The sequence below is a fragment of the Micromonospora phaseoli genome (genome assembly GCF_900109115.1).
Taxonomy (GTDB): domain Bacteria; phylum Actinomycetota; class Actinomycetes; order Mycobacteriales; family Micromonosporaceae; genus Micromonospora; species Micromonospora phaseoli.
Genome location: NZ_FNYV01000001.1, coordinates 161091 through 181066, shown reverse-complemented (window position 1 = coordinate 181066; position 19976 = coordinate 161091). Strand labels below are relative to the sequence as shown.

Genomic DNA, 19976 nt, shown 5'->3' with positions numbered 1-19976 from the left:
GTCAGTACGCCAGCGCCGCCCGCAGGTAGCGCAGGTCGCCGGGGCCGCTCCACCGGTGTGCCGACAGCCGCGCCACCCGGGCGCCGCTGACGGCCCGGTCCTCGTCGTCGACGAAGAGCACCTGGGACGGCGCGGTCTCCAGGGCCTCGCAGGCGGCCCGGAAGTACTCCGGCGCCGGCTTGTGTACCCCGAGCACCGAGGAGTTGACCACCACGTCCAGCTCGCCGACCAGGTCGAGCGCGGCCAGGTCGGCGTCGAGCAGGTCGGTGGCGTTGGTGCCGAGCCCGACCCGAATACCGGCCGCCCGCACCTCGCGGATGAACGCCAGCACGTCCGGATCCACCTCACCGCGGTAGCGCTGCCACTGCGCGACCGCGGCTCGGGCGCGCTCGGCGTCGCCCACCGACGGGGTGAGCGCGTCGGCCACGCTGGTCATCCAGTCGGCGTGGCTGACCTGGCCGGTCAGCACCGGTTGCAGGCGATCCCACTGCATGGCGATCTCTGCGAGCACGCCGGAGGAGAGGCCGTACTCCCGCTCCACACCGGCGGCGACCGCCGGATCCCAGCGGCGCAGTACGCCATCGAAGTCCACCAGGAGCGCCGTCGCGCGTTCCCGAACCACTAACCGTTCTCCTCGCCGCGGCCCTGCCGCTCGTCGTCCCCGTCGGCCCGGTTGAGCCGTTGGCTGATCACCTGGGTCACCCCACCGCGCATCGTCACGCCGTACAGCGCGTCGGCGATCTCCATGGTCCGCTTCTGGTGCGTGATGACGATCAGCTGGCTCTTCTCCCGTAGCTGCGCGAGCAGGGTGATCAGCCGACCCAGGTTCACGTCGTCGAGCGCCGCCTCGACCTCGTCCATGATGTAGAACGGGCTGGGCCGGGCGCGGAAGATCGCCACCAGCATGGCCACCGCGGTCAGCGACCGCTCACCGCCGGAGAGCAGCGACAGCCGCTTGATCTTCTTGCCGGGCGGGCGGGCCTCCACCTCGACGCCGGTGCTCAGCAGATCGTCCGGGTCGGTGAGGATCAATCGGCCCTCCCCGCCGGGGAAGAGCACGGTGAAGACCTGCTCGAACTCCCGGGCGGTGTCGGCGAAGGCGCTGGCGAAGACCTCCAGGATCCGTTCGTCGACATCCTTGACCACGGTGAGCAGGTCACGCCGGGTCGCTTTGAGGTCCTCCAGCTGCTCGGAGAGGAACTTGTACCGCTCCTCCAGGGCGGCGAACTCCTCCAGGGCGAGCGGGTTCACCTTGCCCAGCAGGGCCAGTTCCCGCTCGGCCTTGGCGGCCCGCTTCTCCTGCACCGGCCGCTCGTAGCGGACCGGCTCGGGCACCGGCAGGCCGTCGCGCTCCGCGGCGGCCACCTCGGCCTCCGTCGGCGGCACCGGCTGGCCCGGGCCGTACTCGGCGATCAAGGTCTCCATGGTCAGGCCGAAATCCTCGGCCGCCTTCGCCTCCAACTGCTCGATGCGCAGCCGCTGCTCGGCGCGGGCGACCTCGTCCCGGTGCACCTGGCTGGTCAGCCGTTCCAGCTCCGCGCCGAACCGCTTCGCGGCGGCCCGCACCTCCTGCAGCTCCGCCTCGCGGGTGGCCCGCTCGCGCGCCACCGCGTCCCGGTGCTCCTCGGCATGGGCGATGCTGGCGGTGAGCCGGGTCAACGCCTCCCGGGCGCCACCGGCGACCGCCCGGGCGATGGCCGCGCCCCTGGTCCGGGCGGCCCGCCGCGCCGCGGCCCGCTCCCGCGCCGCACGCTCCGCGCCGGCCTGCCGACGCAGCGAGTCGGCCCGCCCGGCGATCGAGGCGACCCGCTCCTCCGAGGTACGCACCGCGAGCCGCACCTCCATCTCGTTCTGCCGGGCCTGCGGCACCATCGCGGCGAGCTGGTCGCGTTCCTCGGTGGACGGTTCGGCGTCGATCGGGGTGGCCTCCGCCAGCCGCAGCCGCTCCGCCAACTCGGCCAGGGCGGTCAGGTCCCGTTCCCGGGCCGCCTCGGCGCGGGACCGGGACTCGCCCAGCCGGTCGGTCTCCGCCTTCGCCGACCGGGCGGCGGCGCCCAGCTCGGCCAGCCGGCGGGCGGCTGCGTTGCGGTGGCTCTCCGCCTCCCGCTTGGCGGCGGCGGCGTGCTGTACCCGTTCCTTGGCCTCGGCCACCACGGCCCGGGCGTCGACCAGTTGCTGCCGCAGTTCCGCGCTGGTCCGCTCGGCGGCGAGCCGGTTGGCCCGGGCCTCCTCGACGGCCGCCTGCACCTCGATGTAGCTGGGTGCCTTGGCCGACCCGCCGGCCGCCTCGTACGCCCCGACCACGTCTCCCTCCCGGGTGACCGCGCGCAGCTCCGGGTTGCCCGCGACCACCTCGGCGGCGGCCGAGAGGTCGTCCACCAGCACCACGTCGCGCAGCGCCCGGTGTACCGCGGGGCGGATCTGTGCCTCACACTCGACCAGGTCAGGTGCCCAGTGCGCGCCGTCGGGAAGTTTCGGCCGCAACGCGTCGGCCGAGCCGGACATGCCGGGTCCGGCAGGGCTACCGACGAGCAGCCCGGCTCGCCCGGCATCGGAGATCTTCAACAGGCGCATCGCCTCGACGGCCTCGTCCACGCCGGCGACCGCGACCGCGTCGGCCAGCCCGCCGAGCGCGGCGGCGAGCGCCGCCTCGTGGCCCGGGGCGATCGTGAGCAGGCCGGCGAGGCCGCCCAGCAGCCCAGGTACCTGGTCGGCGCGGGCCAGCAACGCGCCGGCGCCGTCCTTGCGGCGTAGACCGAGGGCGAGCGCCTCCTCGCGGGCCTTCCAACTTGCTGCGTCCTTCTCCGCCGCCCGTTCCGCGTCGGAGAGGGACCGGACGGTCGCCTGAGCCTTTTCCTGATCGGCGACGGTCTCGGCGTGCCGGGCGTCCAGGTCGGCGTTGTCGCGGTCCGCCTCGGTCGACTGCTCGGCGACCGCGTCCAGGTCGGCCTGCGCCCGTTCGGCCCGCACCAGCGCGTCGGTGTGCGCGGCGGCGAGCCGTTCGATCTCCTCGCCGGCGCTGGTGGTCCGCGCCCGGGCGGAGTTCACCTGCCCGGTCAGCCGGGCCAGCCCTTCCCGCCGGTCGGCGATCGCCTTCGCAGCGGTGACCAGCTCCCGCTCTGCGGCGGCGAGCTGACGCTCCAGCTCCTGCCGGTGCTCCACCGCCTCGGCCAGGCGGACCTGGTCGTCGGTGAGCGCCGCGCGCAACTCCTCCTCCTGCTCGCGGATCCGTTCGGCCTCGGCCTCCAACTGGTCCGGGTCCCGACCTGGACGCTCGTCGTCCGGCGTGGCACTGAGATGCCGTAGCCGCTCCACCGCGAGCTGCTCGATCGAGCGGAACCGCTCCTGCAGAGCGGAGAGTTTGTACCAGGTGTCCTGCGCGGCGGCCAACAGTGGAGCGTCGGAGGCCAGTGTCTCCTCCAGCTCACCGAGGCGGGACTGCACCTCGGCGTGCTCCCCCTCCACCTGCTCGCGCCGCTGCCGCAGCGCCGTCTCGTCGGCGATCTCCTTGTCCAGGGTCGTCCGCAGGGTGGCCAGATCGTCGGCGAGCAGCCGTAGCCGGGCGTCGCGCAGGCCGGCCTGGATGACGGCGGCCCGCCGGGCCACCTCGGCCTGCCGGCCCAGAGGCTTCAGCTGGCGGCGCAGCTCGGCGGTGAGGTCGGTGAGCCGGTTGAGGTTCGTCTGCATCGCGTCGAGCTTGCGCAGCGCCTTTTCCTTGCGCTTGCGATGCTTGAGGACGCCGGCCGCCTCCTCGATGAACGAGCGCCGATCCTCCGGTTTGGCGTGCAGCATCCCGTCGAGCCGGCCCTGGCCGACGATGATGTGCATCTCGCGGCCGATGCCGGAGTCCGACAACAGTTCCTGGATGTCGAGCAGTCGGCAGGAATCACCGTTGATCTCGTACTCGCTCTCGCCGGAGCGGAACATCCGGCGGGTGATGGAGACCTCGGTGTACTCGATCGGCAGGGCGCCGTCGGTGTTGTCGATGGTGAGGGTCACCTCGGCCCGGCCCAGCGGCGCCCGGCCGGCGGTGCCGGCGAAGATGACGTCCTCCATCTTGCCGCCACGCAGCGCCTTCGCGCCCTGCTCGCCGAGCACCCAGGCGATGGCGTCGACGACGTTGGACTTGCCGGAGCCGTTCGGGCCCACCACACAGGTGATCCCCGGCTCAAGCTTGAACGTCGTCGCGGAGGCGAAGGATTTGAAGCCCTTCACCGTCAGGCTCTTGAGATGCACCTTCTCGATCCTCGTCCGGTGGCCGCCGTACCGTCGCCCGGCTGCGCGGACCCTGGTAAACCCGCAGACTAACCCGGGGCCTGCTCGGGCGCGCGACGCGACCCGCCTGCCGGTCGCCGCGCGCCGTCCGGCTCCGGCAGTCGCACCGAACGGCCATGTCAAAGGGGTACGCACAGAGCTGCGCGCCGGCACATCGTGTCGGCGCGCTTTGTACGGGTGGTGCTGTTCAGTTGTGGCGACCAGGTGGTTCAGTCGCTTGCGGCGACCAGGTGGTTCAGTCGCTTGCGGGCGACCAGGTGGGTCAGGTCAGCGCGGGCTCGGCCAGACGGAGCAGGTCGTCCGCCTCCGCCGCGGCCGCCGCGAGCCGATCGTTCTCGGCGCGCAGCCGGGTGACCTCGAACTCCAGTGACTGAACCCTGGATCGCAGTCGGGTGACCTCGTCGAGCAGGCGCCGATCGGGCGCTGCACCTACGTGGCCGTAGAGGGCCTTCGCCATTCTTAACTCCTTGATTTGCGCTGCCGGATGGCCGGCCAACGCGCGCCCTGTATACGCGACTACCATTCCCAACGAATTCTGGGCATGGCCGGGCGCGACCGGCGACACCTCCATATTGAGCCGACAGCCCCTGCTTCGTCAAGTTTTCGCAGGCCGTAGATCATCTCGGCGTCGACCTGACCCGTCATCGGGACGGCTGCCACAAGGCGCGGACACGCTCTGTCCGGACGCACCAACTCTACGGTGGCGAAACGGCGGAACACCTCACCCGGACGTACAGGCTCGCCTTAACTCTTCCTTAGCCACATTGCTGCTGCTCAGAACCACCACGTAGCGTCACCCCGGCCCATAACCGACCCGTGGAGGCGACAGGCGTGCACGGCTGGAACGATCCGATCGACCCGGAGGGCACTTCCCGCCGACCGGAGCCGCCGACCGACGACCCGGCCTGGCTGACCGACCGACCGGCACCACGGTCGTCATACCTGTTCGGCGACGAGCCGGAAAGCCCGTCCGACGGGTGGTACCGCGACCAGCCGACCGAGCAGTGGCGGGCCGCCACCCCGCCTGCCTCGTTCCAGCAGGACACGGGACGGCCCTACCGGGACGGCGGGCACCACCACGACGGCGGGCACCACGACGGCGGGCACCACCACGACGGCGGGCGCTACCAGGCCATCGAGCCGGAAGGCGGGCACTACGAACCGTCCACCGGCGGCTGGGCCGAGGACCAGTCCACCGGCGGCTGGGCGGTGGACCAACCCACCAGCGGCTGGGCAGTGGACCAGACCACCGGATTCGTCGGCCCGGCCGACGACCCGACCGCCCGCCACGCCGTGGACTGGACCGGACGCCACAGTGCGCCACAGGCCGGTGCCTACGATCTCGGCGCGTACGACACCCCTGGTCATCAGTACGCCGATCAGCCCGGCGGGTACGCCGTGCCGGACCCGCCGCCGCGCTACGGCGTACCGGACGCCGCTCACGGTGTGGCCGAGCTCGACCAGCAGGACGCCGAGCCGGCCCGGACCGGCCGCCGGTCGCGCCGACTGCGGCGCCCGCTGGTGATGGGCGGAGCCGCTGCCGCGGCCACCCTCGTGGTGAGTATCGGCGTCGCGGCCCTCGCGCTGCCCGGCGATGACACTCCGACCAACACCACCGCCGGCGAGGCTTCCGTCGCCACCACTCCGGCGCTGCCCACGGAGGACGAGGCGATCCCCTTCGACTCGCTCGACACCGAGAGCCCCAGCCCCAGCCCGAGTGTCTCCCCGAGCACCGCGTCGCCGTCACCGAGCCGCACCACCAAACCCAAGCCGACGCCGGCGCGCAGCACCGCGGCCTCCCGGCTGAACGTCGACCGCCAGGGCAGCCCGAGCCGTGGCGCCGCGGCCAGCCCGTCTCCCGCCAGCAGCGCCACCTCGGAGACGACCCGGGTCGTCGAGCTGGTCAACGCGGAACGGGCAAAGGCCGGCTGTGGCGCAGTGAGTATCGATCAGAAACTGATGACCGCGGCCCAGCGGCACAGCCAGGATCAGGCCGACCACCAGAACATGTCGCACACCGGCAGCGACGGCAGCAACCTCAAAGCGCGGATCGAGCGGGTCGACTACGTCGCGCGCGCCTACGGCGAGAACGTGGCCTGGAACTATCAGACGCCGGCGGCGGTGATGGATGGCTGGATGAACAGCGAGGGCCACCGGGACAACATCCTGAACTGCACCTACACCGAGATAGGCGTCGGGGTGGCGAGCAGCAACGGACCGTACTGGACGCAGGTCTTCGCCGCGCCGGGCTGACCCGGCGGCTGCCCGCCGTGGTCGGCACCACCCTGCCGATCGGCGCGGTAGCACCAGCGGCGAGTCCTTGTCGGGTCTGTGCTCGTTTGACCGGGTGAGGTACGCCAGGGCCGGCGTGCCGGCTCGGGCGGCCCGGTGCCGACCCGCGACCTGCGGAGCTGGCGATGCGGATCGGGCTGGGCTGGCAGCGGGCACAGTGGCTCCGCCGGGCGCTGTCGGCCGGGCTGGCGGTGACGCTGCTCGCCCCGGTGACCGCCTGCCGGCCGGAGATCACTCCGTCCGGTACGCCGACCACCTGGCCGGCCGACTCGGCTCGGCACTGGCAGTGGCAGTGGCAGCTGGCCGGGGTGCTGGACCCGGCGGTCGAGGCCGACGTGTTCGTGCTCGACCCGGTCGGCACGACGGCGGCGCAGACCGGCGAGCTGCGCTCGCGCGACCGCCGGCTGGTCTGCCAGGTGCACGTCGGATCGGTCCACCCCGACGACCCGGATGCGAGCCGGTACCCGGAACGGGTGCGCGGCGTCACGTCGACCCGTACCGGGCGCACCTGGCTGGACGTACGCCAATGGGACACGCTGCGCCCGGTGCTGGCCGACCGGTTCCGGCTCTGTCGGGGCAAGGGCTTCGGCGCGGTGCTGCTCGCCGACGCCGACGGCTACGACCGGCGCTCCGGCTTTCCGCTGGAGTTCGACGACCAGTTGCAGTTCAACCGCGAGGTGGCGGCGCTGGCCCGTTCGCTCGCTCTCTCCCCCGGCCTGCTCGGCGCCCTACCGCAGGTAGCCGCGCTGGCGCCGGACTTCGACTTCGCGGTCAACGAGGAGTGCGTGCGCCTGACACAGTGCGCAAAGCTGTTGCCCTTCGCCGACGCCGGCAAGCCGGTGTTCCACGTCGAGTACACCGGGGTGCCCGCCGATTTCTGCGTGACCAGCGTGGGCTACGGCTTCGCCTCCATCCGCAAGAACCGCACCCTGGACGCCTGGCGCCTGCCCTGCCCGCCACCGTGAGCCCACCTAGTCAGGGGGATCAACCGCGCAGCGCGCCCCGGGGCCGCGGCTGGCAGCGCGGGCAGCTGTACGACGACCGGTTCATGAACGCCTCGCGACGGATCGGCGAACCGCAACGGCGGCAGGGCTGCCCCTCGCGTCCGTACGCGTTCAACGCCCGGTCGAAGTAGCCGCTCTCCCCGTTGACGTTCACGTAGAGCGCGTCGAAGCTGGTGCCACCCGCGGTGATCGCCTCGCCGAGCACGTCCCGCACGTGCGCGAGCAGCCGCCGGGCGGCCGGAGCGGTCAGCGCGTCGGTGGGACGGGTGCCGTGCAGCCCGGCCCGCCACAGCGCCTCGTCGGCGTAGATGTTGCCCACGCCGGAGATCAGGCTCTGGTCGAGCAGTGCCCGCTTGACCTCGGTACGTCGGCGGCGCAGCGCGGCGACGAACTCCGCGTCGGAGAACTCCTGGTCCAGCGGGTCCCGGGCGATGTGCGCGATCTCCGCCGGCAACGTGCCGCCGCCCTCGCTGACCGACAGCCCGCCGAACGTACGCTGGTCGACGAAGCGCAGTTCAGGGCCGTCGTCGGCGAAGCGGAAGCGGACCCGCAGGTGCGCCTCCTCGGGCGCGGCCGCCGGTTGCAGCAGCAGTTGCCCGGACATCCCGAGGTGTCCGACCACCGCGTCACCGCTGTCCAGCGGAAGCCAGAGATACTTGCCGCGGCGGCGGACGTCGAGCACGGTCCGGTCGGTCAGGACGTCGGCGAAGTGCGCGCCGCCGGGCAGGTGTCGGCGGACCGCCCGAGGGTGGCGCACCTCGACCGAGGAGATCCGTCGACCGGTGACCCACCGCGCCAGCCCCTGCCGGACCGTCTCCACCTCCGGCAGCTCAGGCACGGCGCGCCTGGAACTCGACCTCGCCAACCATCTCCCGGCCGTCACCGGCCGCAGCGTCCACCTGGTCGTCCGCCGGCTCCGCGATGTGGTCGGCGCTCGTGTCGGGCTGCTCGGTGAGGGTCCGCCAGGCGGACTCCGCCGCCCGCTGCTCGGCCTCCTTCTTGCTGCGCCCGTTGGCGCCGCCGTACCGGTTTCCGGCGACCACCACCCAGGCGGTGAAGGTCTTCAGGTGGTCCGGGCCGGCCCCCTCGATCCGGTACTCCGGCACGCCGAGACCGAGGGCGGCGGTCAACTCCTGCAGGCTGGTCTTCCAGTCCAGCGCGGCACCCCGGCCCGCCGACTCGGCCATCAGCGGGTCGAACAGTCGGTGGATCACGATGGCGGCGGTGTCCAGCCCGTACTGGAGGTAGATCGCGCCGAGCAGCGCCTCCAGGGTGTCGGCGAGGATGCTCGCCTTGTCCCGGCCGCCGGTGGTCTCCTCGCCCTTGCCGAGCAGCATGTACGGACCGAGCCCCTCCGGGCCCAGGCCGCGCGCCACGTCGGCGAGCGCGCGCATGTTGACCACGCTGGCCCGCAACTTGGCCAGTTGCCCCTCCGGCAGGTCGGGGTGGTTCTCGAAGAGCGCGGTCGTGATCACCACACCCAGCACCGAGTCGCCCAGGAACTCCAGGCGCTCGTTGGTGGGCAGGCCGCCGTTCTCATATGCGTACGAGCGGTGGGTGAGTGCCCGCTCCAGCAGTGCCGGGTCCAGTGAGACGCCGAAGGCGGCCTCCAGGTGGCCGATCGAGGGCCGCCGGCGCTTGTCATTGCTCATGATGTGCGTACCTCGGTATCGGTCGTGCGGTCGGTGCGGTCTCCGGCGATCAACGCGGCGACCCGGTCGGTGGCGTCCTGCCGCCAGAGATGGGCGGCCAGGGCGATGCCGGAGGTGATGTCATCGGCGCGGGCGGCGCCGTGGCAGACGACCACCGTGCCGGCGACTCCGAGCAGGGCGGCCGCCCGCGGTGCGCCGCCGCCGGGCGGCGAGCCGCCGGCCATGGCATACGCGCCCTCGATGGCCTTGAGCAGCACGTTACCGGTGAACCCGTCGGTGACCACCACATCGGCGCGCGTGCCGAGGCAGACGTCGTACCCCTCGACCAGACCGACGTAGCGGGCGGCACCGGGCAGGACGGCCGTGCTGAGCATGGGGTCGGCGAGCCGGCGGGCCCGGTCGCCCTTGCCGGGTTCGGTGCCCACGGAGAGCAGTCCGACGCGGGGTGCGGCCGCGCCGTGGGCGACGGTGGCGTACGCGGCACCGAGCACGGCGTGCCGGGTCAGCGTCGCCGGGCTCGACTCCAGCGAGCCTCCGACGTCGAGCAGCACGACGGGCCCGGGGACGGCGGGCAGCACGGCGGCGAGGGCCGGTCGCCGGACCTGGGGCCAGCGGCCGAGCCCGAGGGCAGCGGCGGTGACGGTGGCACCGGTGGAGCCGGCGGAGACCAGCGCGTCGGCGAGACCCTCGCGGAGGGCGGCGACCGCCGCCCGAACGGTCGTCTCGGTACGGGCGACAGTGGGATCGTCGGCCATGTCGACGGCGGTGTCCGCCGGTCGAACCGAGATGCGGGCGCGTTGCGCCGGATCGAGGGCGTCGATCAGCGCGCCGGCAACCTTGATGGGGCCGACGAGAAGCAGGTGCAGGTCCGGGTCGGCGCGCAGCGCCCGCAGAGCGCCGTCCACCACTACGGCGGGAGCATCGTCCCCGCCGAGGAGGTCAACGGCGATCCGTGCGGTGCCCGGCTCCCTCGCGACGCCGGCCGGGGAGAGCCGGCCGGCGTCGGCGGGGGCGTCGGGCGATCGCCGGGGTGTGCGCACCAGCCGACCTGTGGTCGGAGGCGTCACTCGGCGTTCAGGTCAGACCTCGAGGACCTGGCGGCCGTTGTAGGTGCCGCAGACGGAGCAGGCGGCGTGCGGCAGCTTCGGGGACTTGCACTGCGGGCAGGCGACGGTCGCGACCGCCGCGGCCTTCCAGTTCGCCCGGCGGGACCGGGTGTTGCTGCGCGACATCTTGCGCTTGGGGACGGCCACGGTTCTTACTCCTCTGTACGGGTCAGTTGCGACAGGCCCGCCCAACGCGGGTCGATCTGCTGGTGGCTGTGGTCGGCCGGCAGATCGTCCCCGTGCACCCCACAGTCGGGGCACAGGCCGGGGCAGTCCTGGCGGCAGAGCGGATTGGTCGGCAGCGCGAGCACCACCGCGTCCCGCAACGCCGGTTCCAGGTCGATCAGGTCTCCCTGCATTCGACCGACCTCATCCTCCTCGGTGGTGGCGTCCGTGGTGCTGTTCTCGTAGGCGTACAGCTCCTGGATCGTCACCGCCACCGAGTCGTTGATCTCACGCAGGCAGCGCCCGCACTCGCCCCGGATCGGACCGCTGACGGTCCCCGACACGAGCACGCCCTCGGACACCGACTCCATCCGCAGATCGAGGTCGAGGTCCGCGCCTTCCGGCACGCTGATCAACTCCACGCCGAGGTCCGACGGCGCCGGGACCACCCGTTCGACGGTACGCAAGGCACCAGGCCGGCGCGGGAGCTCCCTCGTGTCGAGGACCAGCGGTGACCTGGGGTCGAGTGAAGTGGGTGAGTTCTTGGGCATAGTTCAGACTCCGGCCGGTGAGAGGCCGACAAGCGAGGTTACCTGGACGGACACCCCAGCGTCGAACCGGGGCCGACCAGCATCCCTGTCGGCGCTGGCGGTGACGTTGGCGGCGGTGCCGCTCAGAAGGGCAGCGGCCGCTCCGCCTCGTCGCCGGCGAACGTACCGATCTCCCGCAGCGCGTGCATCTTGTCCCGGCCGCGCTCTATCGAGGCCAACGCCCGGGTGAGGAACTGCTCGAAGTTGGCCAGCGCCGTGTCGACGTAGTCGTCGACCTCCTCGCGCAGCCGCTGCGCCTCGGCGCGGGCCTCGGCGATGATCCGGGCACCCTCGTGCTCGGCCGAAACCGTGATCTCGTTCACCGAGACCAGGCGGGCGTGTTCCGCCTCACCTTCGCTGATGATCCGGTCGGCCTCCCGCTTGCCGGCCTCCATGATCTTGTCCCGTTCCTCCAGCAGGGCGGCGGCCCGGCGCAGATCAGCGGGGAGTTCGGCACGCATCTCGTCGAGGGCCGCGATCATCTCACCCCGGTCGACCATGCAGTTGTTGCGCGACATCGGGACGGAGCGCGCCTGCTCCACGATGGCGATCAGTTCGTCGATGCGGTCGAGCGGGTCCACCGGTACCTCACTCCTGTCGTTCGTCGGGCCGATCTACATCATGCGGGCCGCGGACGGTTTCCCGCCTCATCCAATGATGTCGTCCCGTGGCGAGCCCGCACCCACCCGCTCTCCCGGCGCGTCGCCCCACCCCACCCCGTCCACCTCGACGATCTTGCGCTTCCTGTCGCCGCAAAGACCGCCGAAAGGGGCAAGGGCGACCAGAATCCGTGATCGGGGAGTGGGGAAAGGGGTCAGGTGGGGGGGACCAGGCGGGCCTTCAGGGCCTCGCGGACCAGGTCGGGGACGTGGGAGGTGACGTCACCGCCCCACTTGGCCACGTCCTTGACAAGGCTTGAGGAGAGGAAGGAGTAGAGCGGATTGGTCGGCATGAACAACGTCTCGACCCCGGCGAGGCCGATGTTCATCTGGGCCATCTGCAGTTCGTAGTCGAAATCGCTGACCGCCCGCAAGCCCTTGATCAGCACGGTCGCCCGCTGAGCCCGGCAGAAGTCCACCAGCAACCCGCGGAAGGACTCCACCCGGACGTTGCCGTAGGAGGCGGTCACCTCGCGCAGCATGTCGATCCGCTCCTCGACGGTGAACAGGCCGCTCTTCGACTGGTTGACCAGCACTCCGACGATCACCTCGTCGAACAGCCGGCTGGCTCGGCCGACGATGTCGAGGTGACCGTTGGTGACCGGGTCGAACGAGCCGGGACACACCGCACGTCTCATGATCGGCGACCGTACCAAAGGGTGGTCTCGCCGTACCGGCGACTGCGCAGGCCAGTGACGCCCTGCACCCACTCGACCGGCCCGCTGCGGCTGGACCGCTCCACCACCACCAACGCCCCCGGCGCGAGCCACCCCCCGTCGACCAGTGCCACGAGCATCGCGGCGACGTCGTCGCCGGGCAGCGCGTACGGCGGGTCGGCGAAGACGACGTCGTACGGGTCACCGTCCGGGCCCGCGGCCAGCACCGTGGCGACCTTGCCGGTGGCCAGCCGGGCGACGGGACCCACCCGCAGGGCCGTCATGTTCTCCCGGATCACCCGGGCCGCACGCGGGTCGGACTCGACCAGCAACGCGTACGCGGCCCCCCGGGACAGCGCCTCCAGGCCGACCGCGCCCGAGCCCGCGTAGAGGTCGGCGAATCGCGCACCGTCGAGATCCGTCTCCGCCTGCACGGCACTGAACAGCGCCTCGCGTACCCGGTCGGAGGTCGGTCGGGTGCCGGCGCCCGGTGGGGCGCTGATCCGCCGGCCGCCGAGACTGCCGGCGACGATGCGGGTCACCGCTGGCTCCTGCTCATGCCTGCGACGCTACGCGACGCCCGATCGGCGCCGATCGACCGGAGGGTGATCCCGGCGTACTCGACCGAGCACCTTGCGTATAGCAAAGATCGCGAATTGACCACATCATTCTTAGGTCTCCCCGAAGGCTGCGGCGCGCCGCCCGACCCCGGCCCGGGGGCGGGTGGCCCACCCGGTCCACGCGGTCCCGGCGCAGCCGGCCCATCGCCGTCACCACCGACGGCGACACCAGGAGGCGACCCCGCCCTCGTGGCCGACATCGCGTCGCGGGCCACCGGACCCACACCGGACGTGGGTGCGCGAAGCCTCGACTTGATCACAGACCGTACATCAATGATCTCGAATCAATAACATCATGCTTAAGCCTCCCTGAGGGCTGTTTCGTTCCTCACGTTCTCGCTAGGGTCTGCCGGGTGCCGGCTACATCGCCGCCGGCCATCGGCACGGACAGGCACCCTCTCAGGCGCGGCACACGCCGCCAGCGCCGTCCGTCCCACCCGTGCCGACCCTGACGCATCTTCACCCCGGGAGTACGCGTGATCCGACCCAAGCTGTCGCTGCGGCGACCGCTGGCTGTCCTGGCAGCCGCTCTCATCGGCATGACCGGAGCAGCGGTGGTGGCCACTCCGGCCGCCGCCCACCACACCACCATCACCGCCACCGCCGTCTGTGACCAGCTCAGCGGCGAGCGGGTGATCACGTGGAAGGTGGTCAACAGCGAGCGCGACAAGGCCGCAACGATCAAGAAGGTGACCGCCGAGCCGTCGAGCCCGGTCCAGGTGCTCGTCCCGGGTGCCGAGGCCGTCGACCTGCAGGGCGTGGCGATCAACAGGGGCGGCTTCGTCGAGGCCGTGCAGCGGGTGCCGGGTGACACCGCGAGCGCCAAGCTCACCGTCGAGGCCCGCTGGGACAACCGCCGCGAGCGCACCAACGATGGCACCATCAGGCTCGACCGCGACGCCCCGTGCCAGCCGGCGCCGAAGTGCATCGACGCCAGCCAGGCGAAGTACAGCCACACGTTCGACGGCCCGAACGGCAAGGCGACCGTCAAGCTGGAGGGCGACCTGCCGCTGTGCGGTGAGGAGAAGCAGTACTTCACCCTGGTGTCGTACTTCGCGCCGCGCCCGCAGTTCGCCACCCCGCAGTACGTCTACGGCGAGCCGGACAGCAACTTCCTCGGTGGCACCCAGACCGAGATCGAGCTCAACGTCGGCGTTCCGGACTGCCACACCCAGGTCGACCTGATCTGGGGCGGCGTGGACGAGGTCATCGACCCGCTGGTCGAGGACGGCCCGCGCTACGGCAACAAGAAGCTCGGCGAGCGCGGCGCCCCCGGCAACCGTTCGTCCGGCCCGCCCGGCTGGTACAACGGCGGCAGCAAGAACTGCACCACCCCGGCGTCCACTTTCGCCTCCTCCTGCGACGGCACCGTCACCGTCTCGCTGAGCAACGACGGTTCGATCTCCAAGTACCCGGTGGAGTTCGAGGTCCGGGGCGAGAACGGCTGGTCCAAGACCGTCACGGTCGCGCCGGGCAAGGCCGACAACGAGACCGTCGTGCCGGCCGAGAACGCCGGCAAGATCGAGGTGCTGGTCGAGGGCAAGGTCATCGAGAACGGCACGTACTCCTGGGAGCGTCCCGAGGACTGCCCGCTGCCGACGGTCACCACTGACGCCGACTGCGAGACCTTCGGCCTGACCGCCTCCAACCCGGAGGGTGGCGTGCCGGTCAAGGTGGAGTTCACCTACGGCGACAAGACCGAGACCCGTACCGTTGCGCCGGGCTCCTCGGAGAAGGTCACCTTCCCGGCCGGCGACGACGAGGCGGCCCTGGTCGTCCTGCCGGAGCTGGGTCTGGAGCTCGAGGTCATCTACGCCCCCGAGGGCTGCGGCGGCGGTGGCGGCGGCGAGGAGCCCCCGGGTCTGCCGGTGACCGGTGCCGCGGCCGGCGGCATCGCCGCGGGCGCCATCGCTCTGCTGGCGGTGGGCGCGGTGCTGTTCGTGCTGGCACGGCGTCGGCGGGTCCACTTCACCGCCTGAGTTGATCGTTAAGAAGGGGCCCCTGCTCTACCGCAGGCGTTAGAAGGGGGCCCCTCCTTACACCGCATTGTCTGAGGGCGCGCCGTTGGCGCGCCCTCAGCCTTTTTCGAGGTACTCTGCGCGATCCGCGTCGACCAGGGCGGCGACCGAGGCCGCCAGCGCCGGATGCCGGACCAGCTCCGGATCCTCCTCGACCAACGCGATCGCCTCCGCCCGCGCGTCACGGATCAGGTCGGCGTCGCGCAGCAGCGACAGCAGTCGCAGGTGTGACCGGCGACCGGACTGTGCGGCGCCCAGCACGTCGCCCTCCCGCCGCTGCTCCAGATCCAGCTCGGCGAGCTTGAACCCGTCGGTGGTGGACGCCACCGCGTCCAGCCGTTCCCGAGCGCTGGTGCCCTCCGTCGCCTCGGTCACCAGCAGGCAGATCCCCGGCGCGCTGCCCCGGCCCACCCGGCCCCGCAGTTGGTGCAGCTGGGACACGCCGAACCGGTCGGCGTCGAGCACGATCATCATCGTCGCGTTGGGTACGTCGACGCCGACCTCGACCACCGTCGTGGCGACCAGGACGTCCAGGTCGCCACCGGCGAAGGCCCGCATCACCGCGTCCTTCTCGTCGGCCGGCAGCCGGCCGTGCAGGACACCGACGCGCAGGCCGTGCAGCGGCCCCTCGGCCAGCAACGGGGCGACCTCGGTCACCGCCAGCGGCGGTCGCCGTCCGGTGTCGTCGACCGCCGGTGGCTCCTCGTCGGCGCCGGAGCTCTCCTCCCCGATCCGCGGACAGACCACGTACGCCTGGTGGCCGGCGGTGACCTCCTCGCGCAGCCGCCGCCAGGCCCGGTCGAGGAAGGCCGGCTTCTCGGCGGCCGGTACGACGTGCGAGGCGATCGGCGATCGGCCGCGCGGCAGCTGGGAGAGGGTGGAGATCTCCAGGTCGCCGTAGACCGTCATGGCCACCGTGCGGGGAATCGGGGTGGCGGTCATGACCAGCACGTGCGGCGGCTGCTCCGCCTTGGCACGGAGCGCGTCCCGCTGCTCGACGCCGAACCGGTGCTGCTCGTCGACCACCACCAGGCCGAGATCGGCGAAGTCGACTCCCTCGTAGAGCAGCGCATGGGTGCCGAGCACGATGCCGGCGGAGCCGTTGGCGACCTCGGCCAGTGCCCGGCGTCGGGCCGCGGCACCCAGTGAGCCGGTGACCAGCTCCACCCGGGTCGCCTGGTCGGCGGCGCCCAGTTCGCCGGCCTGAGCGAGCGGGCCGAGCAGGTCGAGCATGCCGCGGTAATGCTGGGCGGCGAGTACCTCGGTCGGGGCGAGCAACGCGGCCTGCCCGCCCGCGTCGACCACCTGGAGCATCGCCCGCAGGGCCACCACGGTCTTGCCGGAGCCGACCTCGCCCTGCAACAGGCGGTGCATCGGATGGCCGGTGGCCAGGTCGGCCGCGATCTCGACACCCACGTCGCGCTGCCCGGAGGTCAACTCGTACGGCAGCCGGGCGTCGAACGCGTCGAGCAGACCGCCCTGGCGCGTCGGCCGGGGGCGCGCGGGTGAGGCGGCGGCGTCGCGCTTGCGCCGCACCAGGGTCACCTGCACCGCGAAAGCCTCGTCCCACTTCAACCGGCGACGGGCGCGGTACAACTCCTCCCGGCTGGACGGCCGGTGGATCTCCCGCAGGGCGGAGTCGAGACCGACCAGGTTCCGGCTGGCCCGCACCGTGGCGGGCAGCGGATCCGCCGGCGGCGTGACGGTGTCCAGCACCACCCGTACGCAACGCGCGATCACCCAGGTGGGCACCGCTGCGGCGGCCGGGTAGACCGGGATGAGCGCCCCGGCGAACTCCTCGATCTGCTCGCTGGCGGCGGCCTCGGTGTCGGTCTGCTCCCCGAGCAGGACGTACTCCGGCCCGTTGAGCTGCCGTTTGCTCCGGAACTCGGTGACCTTGCCGGCGAACAGCCCCCACCGACCGGGCCGCAGTTCACGCTCCCGCCACGCCTGATTGCCGAAGAAGGTGAGGGTGAGGGTGCCGCCGGTGCCGTCCCCGACGGTCACCTCCAGCAGGTTGCCCCGGCGCTGGCGCATCGGGCGTACCGCGGTGCGCTGCACCTGGGCCAGCACGGTGACCTGTTCGCCGACGTCGAGGGCGCGGATGTCGGTGTGCTCGCCACGCTCGTCGTACCGGCGCGGAAAGTGGTAGATCAGGTCGCCCGCGGTGTGCAGGTCGAGGTGGCCGGCGAGCGCCTTGGCGGTCTTCTCGCCGACCAGCTTCTTCAGCGGTGTGTCCAGGTCGGCCGGATCGGCGGTCATTCGACACCCACCAGCAGGGGGTAGTGCGGCTGCCCGCCCGGGTAGGACTGCACCTCGACGAAGGGCCAGCGCCCGGTGATGTGGGTACGCACCGCGTCGGCCAGCCCGTCGGGCGCGTCGGCACCGACCAGCAGGGTGACCAGTTCGCCACCACCGCCGAGCAGCCGGTCGACCAGCGCCGTGCAGGTGCCGACCAGGTCGGCGCCGATCAGGTGCACCTCGCCCTCGACCAGGGCGAGCACGTCCCCGGCACGGCACGGGCCGGCGACGGTGAGCGCGTCCCGACCGGCCCGGCAGACCTCGGCGTACCGGCAGGCGCCGGCGGCCTCGGCCATCGCGATGACGTCATCGGCGAAGCGGCGTCGCGGATCGCGCACCGCGAGCGCGGCCAGCGCCTGCACCGGCGACCGGGTCGGCACCACGCTGACCTCGATCCCCAGCCGGTGTGCCTCCTCGGCGACCTGATTCGCCACCGCCTGCGCGTCCGGGTCGTTGGGCAGCACCACCACGCGGGCCGCGCCGGTGGACCGCACCGCGTCCAGCAGCTCCCCTGTCGAGGGATTGCCCGGCACCACCACCGCGCCCTCACCGGCGAGCAGCTCGGCGATCCCGGCACCGGCGGCCACCACCACGGCCGCTCGGCCGTCCGGGGCCGCGACGGACTCCGGCGCCACCTGGTCGACGAAGCGGGTCACCGAGATCTGGTGCGGGCGGCCGGCCACCACCCCGGCCTCGATCGCCGCGCCGACGTCGTTGACGTGCACGTGCACCTGCCAGGTGCCGCCGGTGGTGTTGCCGTCGCCGACCACCACGAGGGAGTCGCCGAACGCGTCGAGCGTGTCACGCATCTGCCGTACCGCCTCGGGCTCGGCGTCGAGCAGGAACTGCACCTCGTAGGCGTACTCCGGGGAGCCTGTCTCCCGGGCGGCGCCGGCTGGCGGCGGCGCGGCCCGGGGCGCGGTCGGTGGACGGGCCGGGGTCTCCCCCGTGACCACCTCGACCAGCGCGTCCAGCAGCAGGCAGAGCCCTCGCCCGCCGGCGTCGACCACGCCGGCCCGGGCCAGCGCCGGCAGTTGCTCGGGCGTGCGGGCCAGGGCGGTCGCGGCGGCGCCGGCCGCCGCCCTGACCACCACCGGCAGGTCGTCGCTGCCGGTGCGCTCGGCCGACTCGGCCGCAGCGGCGACCACCGTGAGCAGGGTGCCCTCCACCGGCCGGGCGACCGCCGCGTAGGCCGCGCCGGTCGACGCGCGCAGGGCGGCGGCCAGCGCGCGGCCCCGCACCTGCGCAACGGTGGCCAGCGTGTCGGCGAGCCCGCGCAGGATCTGCGAAAGGATCACCCCGGAGTTGCCCCGCGCGCCGAGCAGAGCACCCCGGGCCATCAGGCGCAGCGCGTGCCCGTGCGCGGTCCAGGTGCCGTCGGCGTGGGTGTCGAGATCCATCGCGAGGGCCTGCTGGGCCGAGGTGAGGGTGAGCACCAGGTTGGTGCCGGTGTCGCCGTCGGGCACCGGGTAGACGTTGAGATCGTCGATCTCCCCTTGGTGCCGCTTGAGCGCGGCCAGTCCGCTGGCGCACCAGCGGCGCACGGCGGCGGCGTCGAGGGTGTCCAGCACGGTGGAAGCCTACTGGCGTACGCTGACAGTCGCCGGACGCCCGGGCGTGTCCCGCGTCGTGCGGGTCTCCCGGGCCGGATCGACCGGTCGCCATCGACGTGGCTGCTCGACGCCGTCACGCCGCAGAGCCCGGTTGGGCAGGCGGATCTGGTATCGGGTACCCTGGCCAGGTTGCCCGGGCAGCGCCTGGCGGCGACTTCATGAACGTTTCAAATCCCAGGAGTATCCCGTGGCTAGCGTGTGTGACGTCTGTGGCAAGGGGCCGGGCTTCGGCCACAACGTGTCCCACTCGCACCGGCGGACCAACCGCCGCTGGAACCCGAACATCCAGTCGGTGCGCACCCCGGCCGGTGGTGGCACGACCAAGAAGCTGAAGGTCTGCACGTCCTGCATCAAGGCGGGCAAGGTCACCCGCGCCTGACGCGGCACCACCGCTACCTCGACGCCGACGATGCCGGCGGGCCACTGGTCCGCCGGCATCGTCGTGTCCGCAACCCTGCCTGGGTGTTAATGGGGGGCCCTTCCTATACCGGAGGCGTTAACAGGGGGCCCTTCCTTACCGATGATCAGAGGGTGCGGCCGAACGACAGGCAGCCGGGCTCGTCGGCGTAGTAGCCGAAGTTCGGGATCCGCTCGTAGCCGGCCGCGGTGTACAAGGCGATCGCCTCGGGCTGCCGGTCGCCGCACTCCAGGATGATCCGCTTGCGGCCGTGTTCGCCCGCCGAGCGCTCGATGGCGGCGAGCACCGCGCGGGCCACACCGCGCCCCCTGGCCTGCGGCGCCGTGTACATCCGCTTCAGCTCGGCGGTGTGGCCCTCGACTCCGTGACCACGCCAACCGCCGCAACCGACCGGCTGTCCGTCGAGGTAGGCGACCAGGAACGTCCCCGCCGGCGGAGTGAACTCGCTGGCGTCGACCGGGGTCTCGTCGCCGCTGCCGCCGTACCGGGCACCCAGGTCGGCCAGCGTGGCGGTGATCAACTGCTGCGCCGCCGGCGAGTCGAACGGCACCGGGTGGATCTCGATCTGCTGCACCTGTGCAGGGTACGACGTCGGGTACCCGGCACC

18 protein-coding genes are annotated in these 19976 nt (G+C 72.3%); 4 read left to right on the top strand and 14 right to left on the bottom strand.

From position 1 onward, the window contains the following. Position 1: 1 nt before the first annotated feature. From BMY89_RS00840 to BMY89_RS00830, 3 genes are all read right to left on the bottom strand, one after another. Positions 2–622: an HAD-IA family hydrolase gene (locus BMY89_RS00840; RefSeq protein ID WP_092373581.1), complete on the bottom strand. Its 621-nt coding sequence runs from the start codon at positions 620–622 to the stop codon at positions 2–4. Next, complete coding sequence (smc, locus tag BMY89_RS00835) at positions 622–4236, bottom strand: chromosome segregation protein SMC (RefSeq protein WP_092373579.1); 3615 nt, start codon at positions 4234–4236, stop codon at positions 622–624. The genes BMY89_RS00840 and smc overlap by 1 nt, the downstream gene beginning before the upstream one ends. Before the next feature lie 301 nt (positions 4237–4537). After that, positions 4538–4732: a hypothetical protein gene (locus tag BMY89_RS00830; RefSeq protein ID WP_092373577.1), complete on the bottom strand. Its 195-nt coding sequence runs from the start codon at positions 4730–4732 to the stop codon at positions 4538–4540. 359 nt (positions 4733–5091) lie between these two features. On the opposite strand from BMY89_RS00830, the gene BMY89_RS00825 reads away from it, so the two are divergent. Both BMY89_RS00825 and BMY89_RS00820 read left to right on the top strand, forming a co-directional pair. Then, entirely contained in the window at positions 5092–6528 is a 1437-nt protein-coding gene (locus BMY89_RS00825; protein WP_092373575.1) for a CAP domain-containing protein, read from the top strand. 164 nt (positions 6529–6692) lie between these two features. Continuing rightward, positions 6693–7532, top strand: coding sequence for an endo alpha-1,4 polygalactosaminidase (locus tag BMY89_RS00820; RefSeq protein ID WP_092373573.1), 840 nt, complete (start codon positions 6693–6695; stop codon positions 7530–7532). A 19-nt stretch (positions 7533–7551) separates the two neighbouring features. On the opposite strand, the gene mutM is transcribed toward BMY89_RS00820, so the two are convergent. The 8 genes from mutM to rsmD form a co-directional block, all read right to left on the bottom strand. Then, positions 7552–8409 (bottom strand): bifunctional DNA-formamidopyrimidine glycosylase/DNA-(apurinic or apyrimidinic site) lyase, encoded by an 858-nt coding sequence (gene mutM / locus BMY89_RS00815; RefSeq protein ID WP_092373571.1) that lies wholly within the window; start codon positions 8407–8409, stop codon positions 7552–7554. Then, positions 8402–9223, bottom strand: a complete 822-nt coding sequence (rnc, locus tag BMY89_RS00810; protein WP_092373569.1) for a ribonuclease III — start codon at positions 9221–9223, stop codon at positions 8402–8404. The genes mutM and rnc overlap by 8 nt, the downstream gene beginning before the upstream one ends. Next, positions 9220–10173: a phosphate acyltransferase PlsX gene (locus tag BMY89_RS00805; protein WP_232521052.1), complete on the bottom strand. Its 954-nt coding sequence runs from the start codon at positions 10171–10173 to the stop codon at positions 9220–9222. Before BMY89_RS00805 ends, rnc begins: the two co-directional genes overlap by 4 nt. Before the next feature lie 129 nt (positions 10174–10302). Then, positions 10303–10476, bottom strand: a complete 174-nt coding sequence (gene rpmF, locus BMY89_RS00800; protein ID WP_013732077.1) for a 50S ribosomal protein L32 — start codon at positions 10474–10476, stop codon at positions 10303–10305. A gap of 5 nt (positions 10477–10481) precedes the next feature. Next, positions 10482–11045: a YceD family protein gene (locus tag BMY89_RS00795; RefSeq protein ID WP_092373567.1), complete on the bottom strand. Its 564-nt coding sequence runs from the start codon at positions 11043–11045 to the stop codon at positions 10482–10484. Between the two features lie 122 nt (positions 11046–11167). After that, the gene (locus tag BMY89_RS00790; RefSeq protein WP_092373565.1) at positions 11168–11665 is read right to left on the bottom strand and encodes an SPFH domain-containing protein; all 498 of its coding nucleotides are present in this window, start codon (positions 11663–11665) and stop codon (positions 11168–11170) included. Positions 11666–11898: 233 nt separating this feature from the next. Beyond that, on the bottom strand, positions 11899–12381 hold the full coding sequence (coaD, locus tag BMY89_RS00785) for a pantetheine-phosphate adenylyltransferase (RefSeq protein ID WP_092373563.1): 483 nt from the start codon (positions 12379–12381) through the stop codon (positions 11899–11901). Next, complete coding sequence (rsmD, locus tag BMY89_RS00780) at positions 12378–12941, bottom strand: 16S rRNA (guanine(966)-N(2))-methyltransferase RsmD (protein WP_092373561.1); 564 nt, start codon at positions 12939–12941, stop codon at positions 12378–12380. Before rsmD ends, coaD begins: the two co-directional genes overlap by 4 nt. Positions 12942–13495: 554 nt before the next feature. Between rsmD and BMY89_RS00775 the strand changes: the two genes are divergently transcribed. Continuing rightward, positions 13496–14998 carry a cell wall anchor protein gene (locus BMY89_RS00775; protein ID WP_092373559.1) on the top strand — a complete coding sequence of 501 codons (1503 nt, stop codon included), beginning with the start codon at positions 13496–13498 and terminating at the stop codon, positions 14996–14998. 96 nt (positions 14999–15094) lie between these two features. Here BMY89_RS00775 and recG read toward each other — a convergent pair whose 3' ends face one another. Continuing rightward, the gene (gene recG / locus BMY89_RS00770) at positions 15095–17299 is read right to left on the bottom strand and encodes an ATP-dependent DNA helicase RecG (RefSeq protein WP_092373557.1); all 2205 of its coding nucleotides are present in this window, start codon (positions 17297–17299) and stop codon (positions 15095–15097) included. Continuing rightward, positions 17296–18909 (bottom strand): DAK2 domain-containing protein, encoded by a 1614-nt coding sequence (locus tag BMY89_RS00765; RefSeq protein WP_092373555.1) that lies wholly within the window; start codon positions 18907–18909, stop codon positions 17296–17298. Before BMY89_RS00765 ends, recG begins: the two co-directional genes overlap by 4 nt. Before the next feature lie 229 nt (positions 18910–19138). Between BMY89_RS00765 and rpmB the strand changes: the two genes are divergently transcribed. Beyond that, complete coding sequence (gene rpmB / locus BMY89_RS00760) at positions 19139–19330, top strand: 50S ribosomal protein L28 (RefSeq protein WP_007075181.1); 192 nt, start codon at positions 19139–19141, stop codon at positions 19328–19330. A gap of 145 nt (positions 19331–19475) precedes the next feature. Here rpmB and BMY89_RS00755 read toward each other — a convergent pair whose 3' ends face one another. Further along, positions 19476–19943, bottom strand: a complete 468-nt coding sequence (locus BMY89_RS00755) for a GNAT family N-acetyltransferase (protein WP_092373553.1) — start codon at positions 19941–19943, stop codon at positions 19476–19478. Positions 19944–19976: the final 33 nt, after the last annotated feature.